Genomic DNA, 17,658 nt, shown 5'->3' with positions numbered 1-17,658 from the left:
TAGCTAGCTTGCTGTTCCCATAACACCGATTTTTTCAGGAAACCACCACCGTGGCCAATATCAAGTCCGCCAAGAAGCGCGCCAAGCAGACCGTCGTGCGCAACGCGCGCAACGTGGCTCAGCGCTCGATGCTGCGCACCGCTGTCAAGAAAGTGATCAAGGCGCTGGACGCCAACGATGCCGCCGGCGCCGAAGCCGCCTTCGCCGTTGCCCAGCCGATCCTGGATCGCTTCAGCGCGCGTGGCCTGATCCACAAGAACAAGGCTGCTCGTCATAAGAGCCGCCTGAACGACCGCATCAAGGCCCTCAAGGCCGCCTGATCCGGCGTTGCCGCCCTGCCCTTCGGGGTGGGGCAGCAGACAAAAGCCCGGCCCCGGCCGGGTTTTTTGTTGCCCGCGATTCTGGGATGACGTCCGGGGTCAGATCCCTTTTCCTGCGGAAAAGGGATCTGACCCCAGCGTCCGGCAGCCAACAAAAAACCCGGCCGTAGCCGGGTTTTTCGCGCGGAACCACCACAGCGCTGTTACGCGTTGCGGGCGGCCTCCAGCTCGTCTTCCTTCTGCCGATCGAAGAACGCCATGATGCGGCTCATGATCGGGAAGGTGCCTTCGCGGCCCAGCGCGGACACCAGGAACCACGGCTCCTTCCAGCCCAGCTCGGCCACGATCTGCTCGGCCGCGGCCTTCGCCTCGTCTTCGAACATCAGGTCGGCCTTGTTCAGCACCAGCCAACGCGGCTTCTGCAGCAGCTCCGGGTCGTGCTTTTCCAGTTCGCGCTCGATGGCACGCACCTGCTCGACCGGGGAAATGCCTTCCACGCCACCTTCCATCGGGGAAATATCCACCAGGTGCAGCAGCAGGCGGGTGCGCTGCAGGTGGCGCAGGAACTGCGCCCCCAGGCCGGCACCGTCGGCCGCGCCTTCGATCAGGCCGGGAATGTCGGCGATCACGAAGCTGCGGTAGTTTTCCACCTTCACCACACCCAGGTTCGGGTACAGCGTGGTGAACGGGTAATCGGCCACCTTAGGCGTCGCCGCCGAAACGGCACGGATCAGGGTGCTCTTGCCAGCGTTGGGGAAGCCCAGCAGGCCCACGTCGGCCAGCAGCTTCAGCTCCAGCTTCAGGGTGCGCTCTTCGCCCGGCTCGCCCGGCAGCGCCTGGCGCGGCGAGCGGTTGGTCGAGCTCTTGAAGTGCATGTTGCCCAGGCCGCCGCGGCCGCCCTTGGCCACCAGCAGGCGGTCGCCGTGCTGGGTCAGGTCGCCGATGATTTCATCGGTGGCCACGTTGATGATCACGGTGCCGACCGGCACGGTGATGGTCAGGTCTTCGCCGCCCTTGCCGTAGGCCTGGCGGCCCATGCCGTTCTCGCCGCGCTGCGCCTTGAAGATGCGGTCATGGCGGAAGTCGACCAGGGTGTTCAGGTTTTCGTCGGCGCGGATGTACACGCTGCCGCCGGCACCGCCGTCGCCGCCGTCCGGGCCGCCGAGCGGAATGAACTTCTCGCGACGGAAGCCAATGCAGCCGTTGCCGCCGTTGCCGGCGAACACTTCGATTTCTGCTTCGTCTACCAGTTTCATTGTTTCGATGCCTGCGATGGGCGCGGCCTGCGTGCCGCCGCCTTGAATGTCGTGCCAGGTGCCACCTGGCAATCGGGCCGTGCCCGTTTTACCACTGATTCCAACGAAAAGCCCCGCCGAAGCGGGGCTCTTCATGCAGCGTGCTCGTCATCCGGCGCGGCCATGCCAAGGCATGGCCGGCGGATACAGCCTGATCAGGCTTCGACCGAGACGACGCTGACGGTGCGACGCTTCTTCGGGCCCTTCACCGAGAACTCCACCTTGCCGTCCGTCAGGGCGAACAGGGTGTGGTCACGGCCCAGGCCAACGCCGGTACCCGGGTGGAACTGGGTGCCGCGCTGACGCACGATGATGTTGCCGGCTTCGATGGCCTGGCCGCCAAAGATCTTGACGCCGAGGTACTTCGGGTTGGAGTCGCGACCGTTGCGCGAGGAGCCTACGCCCTTTTTATGTGCCATGACTGCTTCTCCTGATGCTTAGCCGGCGATGCCGGTGATCTCGATTTCGGTGTAGTACTGACGGTGACCCTGGCGCTTCATGTGGTGCTTGCGGCGACGGAACTTGATGATCCGGACCTTGTCAGCACGACCCTGGGACACGACCTTGGCGGTGACCGAAGCGCCGCTCAGGGCGTCGCCGATCTTGATACCGTCGCTGTCGCCCAGCAGCAGGATGTTGTCAAACTTGATCTCGCTGCCGACTTCGACTTCGAGCTTTTCGACGCGGAGCTTTTCGCCCTGCGCCACGCGGTATTGCTTACCGCCGGTGACCAGTACTGCGTACATGACCAGACTTCCTCTGTAGTTATTGTGGTCTATGGACTGCCGCCATCGAGGGCGGACAGGAGCGGGATTGTACGCAGATCAATGGGCGCCGGTCAAGTCAACCCCTGGGCGGGGCCTGCGGGGGGCCCGGAACGGGGTCAGATCCCTTTTCACATGGTGAAAAGGGATCTGACCCCTGCCTGTCAGGCGGTCTCACGGGGTGAGACGCAGGGGTGGCATTGTCGGCCATTGCCCCCATCTGGTCACCTCGGTAGGCTGATTGATTGCCGCCGCATTCGACCTGCCCCCACAACCGGATCCCCCATGGCGATGGATTTCATCCGCATCCGCGGTGCGCGGACGCACAACCTGAAGAACCTCGACCTCGACCTGCCCCGCGACAAGCTGATCGTGATCACCGGCCTGTCCGGCTCTGGCAAGTCCTCGCTGGCGTTCGATACGATCTATGCCGAAGGCCAGCGCCGCTACGTGGAATCGCTGTCGGCCTACGCCCGGCAGTTCCTGAGCGTGATGGAGAAGCCGGACCTGGACCATATCGAAGGTCTGTCCCCGGCCATTTCCATCGAGCAGAAGTCGACCTCACACAACCCGCGTTCGACGGTCGGCACGATCACCGAAATCTACGACTACCTGCGCCTGCTGTACGCGCGGGTGGGCACCCCGCGCTGCCCCGACCACGGCTATCCGCTGGAAGCGCAGACGGTCAGCCAGATGGTGGACCAGGTGCTTACCCTGGACCCGGAACAGCGCTACATGCTGCTGGCCCCGGTCATCCGCGACCGCAAGGGCGAGCATGCGCAGGTGTTCGACCAGCTGCGCGCGCAGGGCTTCGTGCGCGTGCGGGTGGACGGCGAACTGTATGAAATCGACGCGGTGCCGCCGCTGGCGCTGCGCCAGAAGCACACCATCGAAGCGGTGATCGACCGTTTCCGCCCGCGCGAGGACATCAAGCAGCGTCTGGCCGAAAGCTTCGAAACCGCGCTGAAGCTGGGCGACGGCATGGCCTCGGTGCAGTCGCTGGACGCCACCGACGCCACCCCTACCCTGTTCTCGTCCAAGTATTCCTGCCCGGTCTGCGACTACTCGCTGCCCGAGCTGGAACCGCGCCTGTTCTCGTTCAACGCACCGATGGGCGCCTGCCCCGGCTGCGATGGCCTGGGCATGGCCGAATTCTTCGACCCGGCGCGCGTGGTGGTGCACCCGGAACTGTCGCTGGCCGCCGGCGCCGTGCGCGGCTGGGACCGCCGCAATGCGTACTACTTCCAGCTGATCGCCTCGCTGGCCAAGCACTACAAGTTCGACGTGGATGCAGCCTGGAACTCGCTGCCGGCCAAGGTGCAGCAGGCCGTGCTGTTCGGCAGCGGCGATGAGGCCATCACCTTCACCTACTTCACCGAAGCCGGTGGCCGCACCCAGCGCAAGCACCGCTTCGAGGGCATCATTCCCAACCTGGAACGCCGCTACAAGGAAACCGAATCGGCGGCGGTGCAGGAAGAGCTGGGCAAGTACATCAGCGAACACGCCTGCCCCGAATGCAACGGTGCGCGCCTGAACAAGGCCGCGCGCAACGTGTTCGTGGCCGACCGCCCGCTGCCGGAACTGGTGGTGCTGCCGATCGACGAGGCGCTGAAATTCTTCAGCGAACTGAGCCTGCCGGGCTGGCGCGGCGAGATCGCGGCCAAGATCGTCAAGGAGATCGGCGAGCGCCTGGGCTTCCTGGTCGACGTGGGCCTGGATTACCTGACCCTGGAACGCAAGGCCGACACCCTGTCCGGCGGCGAAGCACAGCGCATCCGCCTGGCCAGCCAGATCGGCGCCGGGCTGGTGGGCGTGATGTACGTGCTGGATGAACCGTCCATCGGCCTGCACCAGCGCGACAACGAGCGCCTGCTGGGCACCCTCACCCGCCTGCGCGACCTGGGCAACACGGTGATCGTGGTCGAGCACGATGAAGATGCGATCCGCCTGGCCGACTACGTGCTGGATATCGGCCCCGGCGCGGGCGTGCATGGCGGCGAGATCGTCGGCCAGGGCACCCTGCAGGACATCCTGGACGCACCGCGTTCGCTGACCGGCCAGTACCTGTCGGGCAAGCGTGCAATCGAGATTCCGACACGCCGCCACGCGCCCAACCCGAAGACCACCCTGCACCTGCGCGGTGCCAGCGGCAACAACCTGAAGGGCGTGGACCTGTCCATTCCGGCCGGCCTGCTGACCTGCGTGACCGGTGTGTCCGGCTCTGGCAAGTCGACCCTGATCAACGACACCCTGTTCTCGCTGGCCGCCAACGAAATCAACGGCGCCTCGCATGCCGTGGCGCCGTACAAGGAAATCGAAGGCCTGGACCTGTTCGACAAGGTGGTGGACATCGACCAGTCGCCGATCGGCCGCACCCCGCGTTCGAACCCGGCCACCTACACCGGTCTGTTCACCCCCCTGCGCGAACTGTTCGCCCAGGTGCCCGAAGCACGTGCGCGCGGCTATTCGCCGGGCCGTTTCAGCTTCAACGTGCGCGGCGGCCGCTGCGAGGCCTGCCAGGGCGATGGCCTGATCAAGGTGGAAATGCACTTCCTGCCGGACGTGTACGTGCCCTGCGATGTCTGCCACGGCAAGCGCTACAACCGCGAAACGCTGGAGATCGTCTACAAGGGCTACAACATCAACGACGTGCTGGAAATGACCGTCGAAGATGCCTTGAAGCTGTTCGAGCCGGTGCCGTCGATCGCGCGCAAGCTGGAAACGCTGGTGGACGTGGGCCTGAGCTACATCAAGCTGGGCCAGAGCGCGACCACGCTGTCCGGCGGTGAAGCGCAGCGCGTGAAGCTGTCCAAGGAACTGTCGCGCCGCGATACCGGGCGCACCCTGTACATCCTGGACGAGCCGACCACCGGCCTGCACTTCCACGATATCGAAGCGCTGCTGGGCGTGCTGCACAAGCTGCGCGACGAGGGCAACACGGTGGTGGTGATCGAACACAACCTGGACGTGATCAAGACCGCCGACTGGATCGTGGACCTGGGTCCGGAAGGCGGCCACCGTGGCGGCACCATCCTGGTGACCGGCACGCCCGAAGACGTGGCGGCCTGCCCGCAGTCCTACACCGGCCACTTCCTGGAACGCATGCTGCCGTCCACCCGCGCACGGCCGCAGCAACCGGCCGCCGTGGCCAACAAGCCCGATGCGCGCCCGCCGCGCAAGGTGAAGCCCGAACCGCCGGCGAAGAAGGCCGCCGCCGCCAAGAGCAGCGGCAAGGCCAGCAAGACCGCCACTGCCAGCAAGAAGAAGAAGGACGCCTGATGAGCAGCGAACACAAGATTCTGGCCCGTATTCCGATCAGCGTGCGCTGGCGCGACATGGACAGCATGGGCCATGTGAACAACGCCAAGTACATTTCCTACCTGGAAGAAGCGCGCGTGCGCTGGATGCTGGGCGTGGACGGCGTGTCGATGACCGACCGCATCGCACCGGTGGTGGCCGCCACCAACGTGAACTACCGCCTGCCGATCGTGTGGCCCAACGACATCCTGGTGGAACTGTTCGTGGAGCGCCTGGGCAACAGCAGCGTGACCATCGGCCACCGCATCGTGGACCAGCAGGACGAATCGAAGCTGTATTCGGACGGCAACGTGGTGGTGGTGTGGATGGACACCCAGACCGGCAAGAGCGCCCCGCTGCCGGACGCGATCCGCAGCGCATCGAGCTGATCCGCTTCTGGTAGATGCCGACCTTGGTCGGCTTTTCGCCCGCCGGGCATGGCCCGGCGCTAGCGGATGCTGCTCGACTCTACGGTTCACCGACGTTGAACAATCTCGACGTTACGCGCCGCGCCACACCCGTTTTCTCCCACTCAAAGGACTGAAATGATCCACCACACCGAACTAAGCGACCTGCTGCCCGGCATGGTCGCCTTCCCCACCGACGTATTCCCGACCGGCCAGGCCTGGCTCGGCCAGCACCTGCTGCCGCTGCTGAACATCGACCTGGGCGTGCTGCGCCCGGAACTGGCCGGCCAGGTGGCCACCATGCTCTGCCCGATCGAGCCGTATGACGGCTGTATCGGCGAGAGCACCGAAGAACACCACAACGCGTTCACCGGCACCAACTGGATCGCCTTCGAACTGACCGCCGACAACCAGATGCGCTTCCTCGGCAACGAAGGCTATTTCATCGGTGACCAGGGGCAGGACAAGGCTGCGCAGGAACACATCGCGCAGATGCGCGAGAGCTACGCCAAGGCCCGCGATTACCATGCCGCCAACGGCCGCCTCGCCTGCTATTCGCGCTTTGGCAAGGGCGAAGCCAGCGAGCGGGACTATCTGGATTCGCTGGGCGGCCCGATCGGTTTCGGCAACTGGACCGAGACCGCAGAAATCCCCGCCGCCTTCGCGCTGGACTTCACTGAAGCAGCCGATGACCCGGATGCGCCGGAGGATGCGGAAACGGTGATCATCACCCGCGATGGCCACAAATTCTTCGCCGTGGCCGAGGTAGCCGGCTACAACTGGTGCGCCACCGGCGCCGATGCCATCGTGATGATGTACGAGCCGGTGAGCCGCACGGTGTTGTTCTCGTACGACTGGTCGTAAGCCGACCGCGCAGCGCGCGCCGGGCATGACCCGGCGCCGCACTTCGTAGAGTCGAGCTTGCTCGACTGCTGCCCTTCGTAGAGTCGAGCTTGCTCGACTGCTCTTGCGTGAAGCAGTCGAGCAAGCTCGACTCTACGGTTCACGGCGGTCGAGCAAGCTCGACTCTACCCCCTGTTCCAAAGGCTGACATGATCCACCACACCGACCTGCACGACCTGCTGCCCGGCCTGGTGCCGTTCCCCGCTGAGGTGTTCGCCAGCGAACAACCGTGGCTGGCCGAACACCTGCTGCCGCTGCTGCAGATCGACCTGGGCGTGCTGCGTCCGGAACTGGCCGGCCAGGCCGCCACCCTTCTGTGCCCGATCGAGCCATATGAAGGCTGCATCGGCGACGACACCATCGCGCACCACAACGCGTTCACTGGCATCAACTGGATCGCCTTCGAGCTGACGGAAGACAACCGCATGCGCTTCCTGGGCGCGCCGGGCTATTTCCTGGGCGAGGCGGTGGAGTCGGAAGAAGCCAGCGCGCATGGCGTTGAAATGCGTGAGAGCCATGCCAAGGCGCATGCGTATTTCCTGCAGCATGGGCGCCTGGCCAGCTGCTCGCGCTACGGCAACGGCGAGTTGGACGAACAGGCATGGCTGCAGCAGCTGGGCGGCCCGATCTGGTTCGGCAACTGGTCTGACTACGCGCCGCTGCCGGCGGCGTTCCAGCTGCAGGATCTGGCAGGCTACCGGCAACGCGGCAGCCTGCGTTTCCGCAATGACAGCAGCCACCTGGCCGACGACGGCCTGCGACTGACCCGCGACGGCCATGCGTTCTTCCACGTGGCCAGCGTGCCGGCAAGCAACTGGTGCGCCGCCGGCGCCGATGCGATCGTGATGTTCTACGAACCGGAAAGCCGCACGGTGTTGTTCACGTTCGATTGGTCGTAAGCCGCGCGCTCGCCGGGCATGGCCCGGCGCTACCGGTGATGATCCGGCGGTCATGCCGGGGTAGCGCCGGGCCATGCCCGGCGGAACGGGCGACGCGTTACGGCGCAGTCTTGCGCACGGTCAACGCCACACTGGCTTCGCCACCGTCCTGCAGCTGCAGCTGCAGCGGCACGGCCTGCCCTTCCTTCAGCGTGCCCTTGCCCTGCATCAGCATCAGGTGCAGGCCACCGGGCTTGAGTTCGGCGCGCGCACCAGGGGCCAACGGCAGGCGCTCGACCGCGCGCATGCGGCTGACGCCATCGACAAGGGTCGTTTCGTGCAGCGACACATCGGCAAACATCGCACTGCCGGCACCGGTGATCACCACCGGCGTGGCACAGCCATTGTGGATCACCCCATAGCCGGCGGTCATGGCCATGGCCGGCGTGGGCGGCAGCCGCGCCCAGCCCTGTTCGATCGTCACGCAGTCCGCCGCCGATGCTGCGCCCGCACACAGCCACAACAATACGCCAACGAATGGTTTGGTTATCATCGCCTCAGATTCCTGTCCGCAACGAGACCGCAGCATGACGACGCTCATCGAGGTGATCAACCATGGCCCCATCCGCGAACTGCGCCTGGCGCGGCCGCCGGTCAATGCGCTGGACACCGACCTGTGCCGGCAGTTGATCCACGCCATCGAACAGGCTATGGCCGAAGACGCGCACGGCATCGTGCTGTCGGGCAGCGAGCGCATCTTCACCGGCGGCATGGACGTGCCGCACCTGCTGTCCCATGGCGATGACAAGCACAAGCTGCTGGACAGCTGGAATGCCTTCTTCGGTGCGGTGCGCACGCTGGCCGAAAGCCGCATTCCGGTGGTGGCGGCCATTACCGGGCATGCCCCGGCCGGGGGCTGCGTGCTGGCCCTGTGCTGCGATTACCGGGTGATGGCGCGCAGTACCGATCCGGCCCGCCCCTACGCCATTGGCCTGAACGAGGTGCAGGTGGGCCTGGTGGCGCCGGAAGGCATCCAGCGACTGCTGCGCCGCGCCGTGGGCCTGCACCGTTCGGCCACGTTGTTGAGCACCGGCGCGCTGGTGCCCGCCGAACAGGCCCTGCAGATCGGCCTGGTGGATGAGCTGGCCGACGGCGATCTGGTGGTGCCCCGCGCCATCGCCTGGCTGCAGCACCTGCTGAAACAGCCGCGCCAGCCGATGCTGCTGACCCGCGCCATTGCCCGCGCCGAGCTGCACGAGGCCCTGCACCCGGATCTGATCCAGCTGGACCGTTTCGTGGAAGCCTGGTTCGCGGCGGATGCGCAGAACGCGCTGCAGGCGCTGGTGGCCCGGCTGGGTAAGTAGAGTCGAGCTTGCTCGACTGCGTGCCCTGGGGTCAGAGCCCTTTCGCAAGGCGAAAGGGATCTGCCCCCTGCTCGACTGCGTGCCCTTGGGGTCAGAGCCCTTTCGCAGGGCGAAAGGGATCTGACCCCTGACCGGTATAATCGGTCCCTTCTTCACTGCTGTGGCCGCCCCCTTGAACGACACGCCCGAACCCGTCGTCTCCGAGCTGATCGACCTGCTCACCCTGGAGCGGCTGGAGGACAACCTGTTCCGCGGCCAGAGCCGCGACATCGGCACCAAGTACGTGTTCGGTGGGCAGGTGCTGGGCCAGGCGCTGGCTGCGGCCCAGGCCACGGTGGACAACGGCCGCCACGTGCACTCGCTGCACGCTTACTTCCTGCGCGCCGGCAACATCGACCACCCCATCGTCTACGACGTGGACCGCACCCGCGATGGCGGCAGCTTCTCGGTGCGCCGGGTCACCGCCATCCAGCATGGCAAGGTGATCTTCTTCTGTGCGGCCTCGTTCCAGCAGGCCGAACAGGGCGCCGAGCACCAGCACAAGATGCCCGAAGTGCCCCAGCCGGAAGACATCGAACCGAACCGCCCGCTGCCGCCGGACGTGCTGGCGCGGCTGCCGATCAAGGTGCAGCGCTGGCTCTCGCGCGGCGGCCCGTTCGAGTTCCGCCATGTGTACCCGCGCGATGAACTGAACCCGCCCAAGCGCCCGCCCTACCACCAGGTGTGGCTGCGCCTGAGCGAACCGGTGGGCGATGCGCCGGAACTGCACCAGGCCCTGCTGGCCTATGCATCCGATTTCCACCTGCTGGGCACGGCCACCTTCCCGCACGGCATCAGCTACTACCACCCGCACGTGCAGATGGCTTCGCTGGACCATGCCATCTGGTTCCACCGCCCGTTCCGCGCCGACGACTGGCTGCTGTATTCGCTGGACAGCCCCAGCGCGCAGGATTCGCGCGGGCTGGCGCGCGGCCAGTTCTTCACCCGCGATGGCGTGCTGGTGGCCAGCACCGCACAGGAAGGCCTGATCCGCGTGGTGCCCGACCAGGCCGCCGTTGCTGCCGTGCCGGCCAAGGAGTAAGACGATGCGTCAGATTTTCAGCAGCCAGCGCGTGGAAACCGTGGAAGGCGTGGCCGAGCTGCTGCGCAGCCACGGCATTGAAGTGAAGGTGACCAACGGCCGGTCGTACAAGACCCGCCGCCGTGGCCAGTTCAGCTATACCGACCTGGGCAATGCCCAGGCCTACCCGGCGGTGTGGATCGTGCGCGCCGACGACCAGCCGCGTGCGCGCGACATCCTGCGCGAGGCACGCCTGCTCGACACCACCCGCCGCGACCACCCCACCGCCGAGTTCGCCTTCCGCGACGCACCGCAGGAAGGCGGCAGCGGCCGTGGCTGGGCCTGGCGCATCCGCATCGGCCTGCTGGTGGTGATTGCCGCCGTGGCCCTGGTGATCGGCCTGCGCCACCGTGGCGCGCCCGCCCCGGCCACCCCGGCACCGGCTCCGGCCCCGCAGGCCCAGCCGCAGCCGGCACCGCAGGCCGCGCCGGAAGAGGAAGAAGTGCGGGTCCGCATCCAGCCGTCAACGTAACGCGCAGGTAGCGCCGGGCCATGCCCGGCGAGCGCAGCGGCCTGACAGAAAAGCCGCCGGGCCATGCCCGGCGTGATCGGGCCACGTCCGGTCACACTTCGCGCGCGGCGGCGTCTTGGGACACAATCCCTGCAGGAGCCGCCGCCATGACGACGTTCGCCGCATCGATCGACCAGACCCTGGAACGCGAGCTGCCCGCCGCTGCCGGCGGCTGCCAGCACGCCTATGGCCGCATCGTGCTGGCCTGCCAGAACACCATCACCGCCATCGCCCTGGCCATCACCCGCGACCGCCAGGCCAGTGAGGACATCGCCCAGGAAGCGTTCGTGAAGGGCTGGCAGCAGTTGCACCAGCTACGCAGCAGCACCAGTTTCCTGCCCTGGCTGCGGCAGATCACCCGCAACCTGGCCCGCGACTGGCTGCGCTCGCAGCGCGGCCGGCCGCTCACCGGCGAAGCCGCCGAAGTGGCGCTGGGCATGGCCGCCGACCCGACCCCGGGCGCGCCCGACCGGCTGCAGCGGCTGGAAGAAGAAATCGCCGCCGAAGACATCATTTCCGCCCTGCCCAGCGACAGCCGCGAAGTGCTGCTGCTGTACTACCGCGAAGGGCAACGCTCGCAGCAGGTGGCCGACCTGCTGGGGCTGAGCGATGCGGCCGTGCGCAAGCGCCTGTCGCGCGCACGCGGCCAAGTGCGCGACGGCCTGCTGCAGCGTTTCGGCGAATTCGCCCGCAGCAGCGCGCCCAGTGCGGCGTTCGCCACGGCCGTGGTGTCGATGGTGCTGGTGGCGGCCCCCGGTACCGCCAGCGCGGCGATCCTGCTGAGCGCCGGCGTCGGCATGGGTGGCAGCAAGCTGGGCCTGGGCGGGGCCAGCGTGGCCGGCGGCACCGCCATGGGCTCGGTCACCGCCGCGCTGGGCTACCTGCACATGATTCCGGCCAGCACCTGGGGCGCCTTCGCCGGTGGCGTGGCCGGCGGCGTGATCGGCAGCTACCTGGGCGGTCGTTTCCTGCTGTCCTACGCCAAGACCGATGCCGAACGCGCGCAGGTCTGGCGCTTCGTGCGCATGAACACCTGGACCGCCATGGCCTGCTGCCTGTCGGTGCTGGCAGTGGTGCTGCTGCAGACCCCGACCTGGGTGCATCTGCTGGTGCTGGTGCTCGGCCTGAGCCTGGTGAACTACCAGTGCCTGGGGCCGCTGCAGCGGATCATGGCGCCGCTGATCGCCCGCGATTCGGCGCGGCGTGGGCGCACCGGCACCAACTGGGTGTATGAATCGATGTATGGACGAACCGGCGTCATCGCCATGAACATCATGGTGCTGGGCGTGGTGCTGTATGCGGTGGCCCATACCGGCGGCCGCTAGGCCCGCAACGCACGACGCCGGCAGTGCGCCGGCGTCGTGGTCGATCAGAACGCGGTGACTCAGCGCTGCGGCTTCGGCGGCATGCCGTCACGCGGGCCACCCGGGCGCGGGCCACCGTGCATCGGGCCCTTGGCCGCATCGAATTCGGCCTTGCTCAGCTGGCCGTCCTTGTTGGTGTCGGCCGCGGCGAACCAGGCGTCACGATGGTGCTTCATGCGCAGCTCGCGGTCGGCCTTGTCCAGATAGCCATCCTTGTTGACGTCCATCTGGTCGAAGCGCGCGGCCAGGCGCGGATCGGCCTTGGCTTCCTCGCGGCTGATGCGGCCATCCTTGTTCACGTCCAGCTTGGCCATCCAGGCATCGGGACCGCCATGGCCACCGCGACGGCCATGCTTCCAGCGCGGCAGCTCATCACGCGACAGCTTGCCGTCCTTGTTCTTGTCCAGTTCGTCGAACTTCGCCGCCAGGCGCGGGTTGGCCGCCGCTTCGCTGCGGTCGATCACGCCGTCGCCGTTGGTGTCCAGCTTCACCGGGCGCGGTGCCGGCGGGGCCGGAGTGTCGGCGGCCAGCGCGATACCGGTGGCGGAGGTGCCCAGCAGCAGGGCCAGCAACAGGGGGGTACGGATCATCGGGTCACTCCTGGTAGGGGTTGCGTCGGGGTGATCAGTTCACCCTCGGGGGACAACAACGCCTGTACGCGGCATCGGTTGACGCGTCGGCCGGTTCCGTTCATCGGGCGGACAGTCGCGGCCGATGCGACACACTGGGGCTATGCTGTGCCCATGGCGATACACGGCGACAGAGACGACGAACTGCGGCTGTTCCAGACCGGCGAGCACCCGTGTGGGTACTGGCCGGACCGGGTGGCGCGCGATCTGGTGCTCGATCCGCAGGACCGCCGCCTGGGCGGGCTGTACCCGCTGGCGCTGAGCTGGGGCTTCCGCCGCAGCGGCGATCTGGTCTACCGCCCGCATTGCGCGCAGTGCCACGCCTGCGTGGCCGTGCGCATTCCCGTGGCCCGCTTCGCCGCCGACCGCAGCCAACGCCGCTGCGCGGCGCGCAATGCCGATCTGGAAGTGCGCATCACCGCGGCCATGCCGCGCCAGGACCTGTTCGATCTGTACCACCGCTACCTGGTACACCGGCATGCCAATGGCGGCATGGATGACCATGGCCCGCACGAGTTCGAGCAGTTCCTGATCGGCACCTGGTCGCATACCCGCTTCATGGAAATGCGCCTGCCCGGCCACGACGGCCAGCCCAGCCAGTTGCTGGGCGTGGCGGTGACCGATGTGACCGAGCACGGGCTGTCGGCGGTCTATACCTTCTTCGACCCAGCGCACGCCGCGCGCGGGCTGGGCACCTTCGCCATCCTGCAGCAGATTGAATGGGCCCGCCGCGAAGGCCTGCCGCATGTGTATCTGGGCTACTGGATACGCGAGCACCAGAAGATGGACTACAAGCGCCGGTTCCGCCCGCTGGAGGCCTACGACGGCCGCCGCTGGCACGATTTCGACAAGGAACTGGACGGCCGCTGACAAACCGCTGACACCGGGCCGGGTGCACAATACGGCCCATGAACATGACCCGCCGCCATCCCCTGATCCTCGCCCTGGCCCTGCTCTGCGGCGCCAGCGCCCCCGCCTTCGCCAAGCCCCCCGCGATGACCGAAACGCCGTCTGCAACGCTGCGCCTGGCCACCTACAACACCTCGCTGTATTCGGACGATGCCGGCGGCCTGATCAAGGAACTGGAAGGCGACAGTGAACATGTCCGCAAGATCGCCGCGGTGCTGCAGCAGGTGCGGCCGGACCTGGTGCTGCTGAACGAATTCGACTTCGACGATGCGCACCGCGCCGCCGATCTGTTCCAGCAACGCTACCTGGACGTGGCCCAGCCCGGCGGCGGCAAGCCGCTGCACTTCGCCTACCGCTATCTGGCCCCGGTCAACACCGGCGTGCCCAGCGGCCTGGACCTGGACGGCAATGGCACGGTGGGCGGCGACGGCCGCAGCCGCGGCAACGATGCCTGGGGCTACGGCCTGCACCCGGGCCAGTACGGCATGCTGGTGCTGTCGCGCTACCCGATCGACGAGGCCAAGGTGCGCAGCTTCCAGCTGCTGAAGTGGAGCACGATGCCCGGCGCGATCCGTCCGGTCGACCCGCGCACCGGCAAGAGCTTCTACAGCGATGCGGTGTGGTCGCAGCTGCGCCTGTCCTCGAAGTCGCATTGGGATGTGCCGGTGCAGACCCCGGCCGGCGTGGTGCATGCGCTGGTTTCGCACCCGACCCCGCCGGTGTTCGACGGCCCGGAAAAGCGCAATGCCGCGCGCAACCACGACGAACTGCGGCTGTGGCAGGAATACCTGTCGGCCGGCGACAAGCCCTGGCTGTGCGATGACCAGGGCAAGTGCGGTGGCCTGGCCCAGGACGCGCGCTTTGTGATCTTCGGCGATCTGAACAACGATCCGGTCGATGGCGATGGCCGCCACGATGCCATCGTCAACCTGATCGAGAACCCGCGCGTGCTGCGCTACCCCACCCCGCGCAGCGTGGGTGCCGAACAGACCAGCCTGGCCTATGCGGCCAAGGGCATCGTGCGCAAGGGCGCACCGTTCCACGCCACCGGTGATTTCGGCCCGAAGTCGGGCACCATGCGCCTGGACTACGTGCTGCCCTCCACCGGTTTCGAATACGTGGGCAGCGGCGTGTTCTGGCCGGCCAATGAAAGCCCCGAAGCGAAGATTGCCGACGGCAGCGACCACCACCTGGTGTGGGTGGACGTGCGGTAACGAAAAACGTACCGACCAACGGTCGGTACCTACCGGGATGCGGGCGCCGGGCATGGCCCGGCGCTACCTTCTTACGGGCGCAGTTCCACGCCGATGGCTTCGGCGGCATCGCGCGCGATGGCACGTGCCTCGTCGATGCTTTCCGCACGCGCCAGGGTCACGCCCACGCGGCGGTGGCCATGCACGCTGGGCTTGCCGAACAGGCGCACGGCGGTGTCGGGCACCTGCAGCGCGGCGGCCACGTTGTTGAAGTACGGCACGCCTTCGCCATGGGCCAGCAGCGCGCACGAGGCCGACGGGCCGCTCTGGCGGATGACCGGAATCGGCAGGCCCAGGATCGCGCGCGCATGCAGCGCGAACTCACTCAGTTCCTGCGATACCAGGGTGACCAGACCGGTATCGTGCGGGCGCGGCGACACTTCGCTGAACCACACCTCGTCGCCCTTCACGAACAGCTCCACGCCGAACAGGCCCCAACCGCCCAGATCGTCGGTGATCGCGCGCGAGATCTCCTCCGCACGCGCCAGGGCCTTGTCCGTCATCGGCTGCGGCTGCCAGCTTTCGCGGTAGTCGCCGTCCTTCTGCAGGTGGCCGATCGGCGCGCAGAACGAGGTGCCGCCGGCGTGGCGCACGGTCAGCAGGGTGATCTCGTAATCGAAGTCGATGAAGCCTTCGACGATGCAGCGGCCGGCACCGGCACGGCCGCCGGTCTGCGCGTAGTCCCAGGCCGGGGCGATGTCGGCCTCGCTGCGCAGGGTGCTCTGGCCCTTGCCCGAGGAGGACATGACCGGCTTGACCACGCACGGCAGGCCGATGGCGGCCACCGCGGCGCGGTATTCGGCTTCGGTATCCACGAAGCGGTACGGCGAGGTCGGCAGGCCCAGGGTTTCGGCGGCCAAGCGGCGGATGCCTTCGCGGTCCATGGTCAGGCGCGCGGCGCGCGCGGTCGGAATCACCCGCAGGCCCTGTTCCTGTTCCAGCTGCACCAGGGTTTCGGTGTGGATCGCCTCGATTTCCGGCACCACCAGGTGCGGCTGCTCCTGGGCAATCAGCGCGCGCAGGGCCATGGCGTCGAGCATGTCGATCACGTGCGAACGGTGCGCCACCTGCATGGCCGGGGCATCGGCATAACGGTCGGCGGCAATCACTTCCACGCCCAGGCGCTGCAGTTCAATGGCCACTTCCTTGCCAAGTTCGCCCGAGCCCAGCAGCAGCACACGGGTGGCGGAGGGGGACAGCGGGGTTCCAAGCTTGGCCATGGGGGTTCCAGCAGCGATGTGAAGGCGGGTGGGCATTCTAGCCGGTCCGGCCGGTTCGGCCGACGAACGGCACTTGCGATCTGATATCAATTTGATATCGTTCAATCGAACCCTCAAGGACGTACTGCCATGAAAGAGAAGTCGCTTTCCTCCCTCAACGGTCTGGGCACGCTGGCCGTCTCGCTGCTGGCCGCGCTGGCCGGTGGCGCGCTGTTCGTGCTGGGGGTGGCAGCCAAAGCCAGCACCGGCGCACCGAACCTGCTGATGATGCTGGGCGGCCTGCTGTTGGTCGTCGCCGCAGTGCTGGTGCTGGCCGGCCTGTACACGGTGCAGCCCAACCAGGCGGCGGTGCTGAGCCTGTTCGGCAAATACGTGGGCACGGTGAAGGACAACGGCCTGCGCTGGAACAACCCCTTCTATTCCAAGCGCCGGGTCAGCCAGCGCGTGCGCAACTTCGAAAGCGGCAAGCTGAAGGTGAACGAGCTTGATGGCAGCCCGATCGAGATTGCCGCGGTGATCGTCTGGCAGGTGGTCGATGCCTCCGAAGCGGTCTACAACGTGGATGACTACGAAAGCTTCGTGCATATCCAGTCCGAATCGGCGCTGCGCGCGATGGCCACCAGCTATCCCTACGACCAGCACGAGGATGGCCAGCTGGCCCTGCGCAGCCACGCCAGCGAGATTTCCCAGCACCTGAAGAACGAACTGGCCGAACGCCTGGCCGACGCCGGCGTGCAGGTGCTGGATGCGCGCATCAGCCACCTGGCCTACGCCGCCGAAATCGCCCAGGCCATGCTGCAGCGCCAGCAGGCCAATGCGGTGATCGCCGCGCGCACGCGCATCGTGGCCGGTGCGGTGGGCATGGTGGAAATGGCCCTGGCCGAACTGCAGAAGAACGGCGTGGTGCAGCTGGACGAAGAACGCAAGGCGCACATGGTCAGCAACCTGCTGACCGTGCTGTGCTCGGACCGCGGCACCCAGCCGATCGTCAACGCCGGTTCGCTGTACTGAGCCACCCTCGCAACGGGGCGCCACCGCGCCCCGCCAGGAGTTCGCATGAGTGAGAAGAAAGCCTATCCGCTGCGCATCAACGCCGACGTGCTGGCTGCGGCGCAACGCTGGGCTGACGACGAGCTGCGCAGCTTGAATGCCCAGATCGAATACGTGCTGCGCGACGCCCTGCGCAAGGCAGGGCGCCTGCCAAAACCCACGCCATCACCCGAGGACAAGGAATGAGCAAGCGCTGGAGCTACCAGACCATTGAAGTGAAGACATCGCTGATGGGCGTGCTGAAGGCCGAGGACATCCAGAACGAACTGACCCGGCAGGGGCTGCTGGGCTGGGAACTGGTGAACGTGATCATTCCCGCGCCGATGCGCCCGGCCATGCTGGTCTTCAAGAAGGAAATCTGACCATGCGCGCCG

General features: G+C 67.0%; 20 protein-coding genes. 14 read left to right on the top strand and 6 right to left on the bottom strand.

The window, feature by feature from the left end:
- Window positions 1-50: 50 nt before the first annotated feature.
- Complete coding sequence (rpsT, locus tag C1930_RS06170; RefSeq protein WP_005408560.1) at window positions 51-320, top strand: 30S ribosomal protein S20; 270 nt, start codon at window positions 51-53, stop codon at window positions 318-320.
- Between the two features lie 203 nt (window positions 321-523).
- Here rpsT and cgtA read toward each other — a convergent pair whose 3' ends face one another.
- The 3 genes from cgtA to rplU form a co-directional block, all read right to left on the bottom strand.
- Window positions 524-1,576: an Obg family GTPase CgtA gene (gene cgtA / locus C1930_RS06165; protein ID WP_108751495.1), complete on the bottom strand. Its 1,053-nt coding sequence runs from the start codon at window positions 1,574-1,576 to the stop codon at window positions 524-526.
- 194 nt (window positions 1,577-1,770) lie between these two features.
- Complete coding sequence (rpmA, locus tag C1930_RS06160; protein WP_049467623.1) at window positions 1,771-2,034, bottom strand: 50S ribosomal protein L27; 264 nt, start codon at window positions 2,032-2,034, stop codon at window positions 1,771-1,773.
- A gap of 18 nt (window positions 2,035-2,052) precedes the next feature.
- Entirely contained in the window at window positions 2,053-2,361 is a 309-nt protein-coding gene (gene rplU, locus C1930_RS06155; protein WP_108748943.1) for a 50S ribosomal protein L21, read from the bottom strand.
- A gap of 303 nt (window positions 2,362-2,664) precedes the next feature.
- On the opposite strand from rplU, the gene uvrA reads away from it, so the two are divergent.
- From uvrA to C1930_RS06135, 4 genes are all read left to right on the top strand, one after another.
- Complete coding sequence (uvrA, locus tag C1930_RS06150) at window positions 2,665-5,658, top strand: excinuclease ABC subunit UvrA (RefSeq protein ID WP_108771316.1); 2,994 nt, start codon at window positions 2,665-2,667, stop codon at window positions 5,656-5,658.
- The gene (locus C1930_RS06145) at window positions 5,658-6,065 is read left to right on the top strand and encodes a thioesterase family protein (RefSeq protein ID WP_108748941.1); all 408 of its coding nucleotides are present in this window, start codon (window positions 5,658-5,660) and stop codon (window positions 6,063-6,065) included. Before uvrA ends, C1930_RS06145 begins: the two co-directional genes overlap by 1 nt.
- 156 nt (window positions 6,066-6,221) lie before the next feature.
- Window positions 6,222-6,947: an enolase gene (locus C1930_RS06140; protein ID WP_108755687.1), complete on the top strand. Its 726-nt coding sequence runs from the start codon at window positions 6,222-6,224 to the stop codon at window positions 6,945-6,947.
- Between the two features lie 188 nt (window positions 6,948-7,135).
- Complete coding sequence (locus tag C1930_RS06135) at window positions 7,136-7,885, top strand: enolase (protein WP_108771315.1); 750 nt, start codon at window positions 7,136-7,138, stop codon at window positions 7,883-7,885.
- A gap of 97 nt (window positions 7,886-7,982) precedes the next feature.
- Here the strand turns inward: C1930_RS06135 and C1930_RS06130 are convergent, their stop codons facing one another.
- Window positions 7,983-8,417, bottom strand: a complete 435-nt coding sequence (locus tag C1930_RS06130; RefSeq protein ID WP_108771314.1) for a copper chaperone PCu(A)C — start codon at window positions 8,415-8,417, stop codon at window positions 7,983-7,985.
- Between the two features lie 34 nt (window positions 8,418-8,451).
- On the opposite strand from C1930_RS06130, the gene C1930_RS06125 reads away from it, so the two are divergent.
- The 4 genes from C1930_RS06125 (at window position 8,452) to C1930_RS06110 (ending at window position 12,184) form a co-directional block, all read left to right on the top strand.
- The gene (locus C1930_RS06125) at window positions 8,452-9,228 is read left to right on the top strand and encodes an enoyl-CoA hydratase/isomerase family protein (RefSeq protein ID WP_108771313.1); all 777 of its coding nucleotides are present in this window, start codon (window positions 8,452-8,454) and stop codon (window positions 9,226-9,228) included.
- Window positions 9,229-9,400: 172 nt separating this feature from the next.
- Entirely contained in the window at window positions 9,401-10,309 is a 909-nt protein-coding gene (gene tesB / locus C1930_RS06120) for an acyl-CoA thioesterase II (RefSeq protein WP_108755683.1), read from the top strand.
- Between the two features lie 4 nt (window positions 10,310-10,313).
- Window positions 10,314-10,820: a pathogenicity-like protein gene (locus C1930_RS06115; RefSeq protein ID WP_108771312.1), complete on the top strand. Its 507-nt coding sequence runs from the start codon at window positions 10,314-10,316 to the stop codon at window positions 10,818-10,820.
- A 146-nt stretch (window positions 10,821-10,966) separates the two neighbouring features.
- Window positions 10,967-12,184 carry a sigma-70 family RNA polymerase sigma factor gene (locus C1930_RS06110; RefSeq protein ID WP_108752480.1) on the top strand — a complete coding sequence of 406 codons (1,218 nt, stop codon included), beginning with the start codon at window positions 10,967-10,969 and terminating at the stop codon, window positions 12,182-12,184.
- Between the two features lie 59 nt (window positions 12,185-12,243).
- Here the strand turns inward: C1930_RS06110 and C1930_RS06105 are convergent, their stop codons facing one another.
- Window positions 12,244-12,813, bottom strand: a complete 570-nt coding sequence (locus C1930_RS06105) for an EF-hand domain-containing protein (protein ID WP_108755681.1) — start codon at window positions 12,811-12,813, stop codon at window positions 12,244-12,246.
- Between the two features lie 153 nt (window positions 12,814-12,966).
- Between C1930_RS06105 and C1930_RS06100 the strand changes: the two genes are divergently transcribed.
- Entirely contained in the window at window positions 12,967-13,722 is a 756-nt protein-coding gene (locus C1930_RS06100; protein WP_108752478.1) for an arginyltransferase, read from the top strand.
- 38 nt (window positions 13,723-13,760) lie between these two features.
- On the top strand, window positions 13,761-14,975 hold the full coding sequence (locus tag C1930_RS06095) for an endonuclease/exonuclease/phosphatase family protein (RefSeq protein ID WP_108771311.1): 1,215 nt from the start codon (window positions 13,761-13,763) through the stop codon (window positions 14,973-14,975).
- Between the two features lie 71 nt (window positions 14,976-15,046).
- Here C1930_RS06095 and purT read toward each other — a convergent pair whose 3' ends face one another.
- Complete coding sequence (gene purT / locus C1930_RS06090; protein WP_108755679.1) at window positions 15,047-16,234, bottom strand: formate-dependent phosphoribosylglycinamide formyltransferase; 1,188 nt, start codon at window positions 16,232-16,234, stop codon at window positions 15,047-15,049.
- Window positions 16,235-16,363: 129 nt separating this feature from the next.
- On the opposite strand from purT, the gene C1930_RS06085 reads away from it, so the two are divergent.
- From C1930_RS06085 to C1930_RS06075, 3 genes are read left to right on the top strand one after another with little or no spacing between them, the layout of a single operon-like run.
- A complete protein-coding gene (locus tag C1930_RS06085; protein WP_108748929.1) occupies window positions 16,364-17,245 on the top strand; it encodes an SPFH domain-containing protein in 882 nt (293 codons plus the stop codon).
- A gap of 45 nt (window positions 17,246-17,290) precedes the next feature.
- Window positions 17,291-17,470 carry an Arc family DNA binding domain-containing protein gene (locus C1930_RS06080; protein ID WP_100439285.1) on the top strand — a complete coding sequence of 60 codons (180 nt, stop codon included), beginning with the start codon at window positions 17,291-17,293 and terminating at the stop codon, window positions 17,468-17,470.
- Window positions 17,467-17,646, top strand: a complete 180-nt coding sequence (locus C1930_RS06075) for a DUF4177 domain-containing protein (protein ID WP_108748928.1) — start codon at window positions 17,467-17,469, stop codon at window positions 17,644-17,646. Before C1930_RS06080 ends, C1930_RS06075 begins: the two co-directional genes overlap by 4 nt.
- The last annotated feature ends 12 nt before the right edge of the window (window positions 17,647-17,658 follow it).

This window comes from Stenotrophomonas sp. SAU14A_NAIMI4_8 (genome assembly GCF_003086695.1).
Lineage (GTDB): Bacteria > Pseudomonadota > Gammaproteobacteria > Xanthomonadales > Xanthomonadaceae > Stenotrophomonas.
The sequence above is the reverse complement of the archived record's forward strand: the minus strand, read 5'-3'. Positions and strand labels throughout refer to the sequence as shown.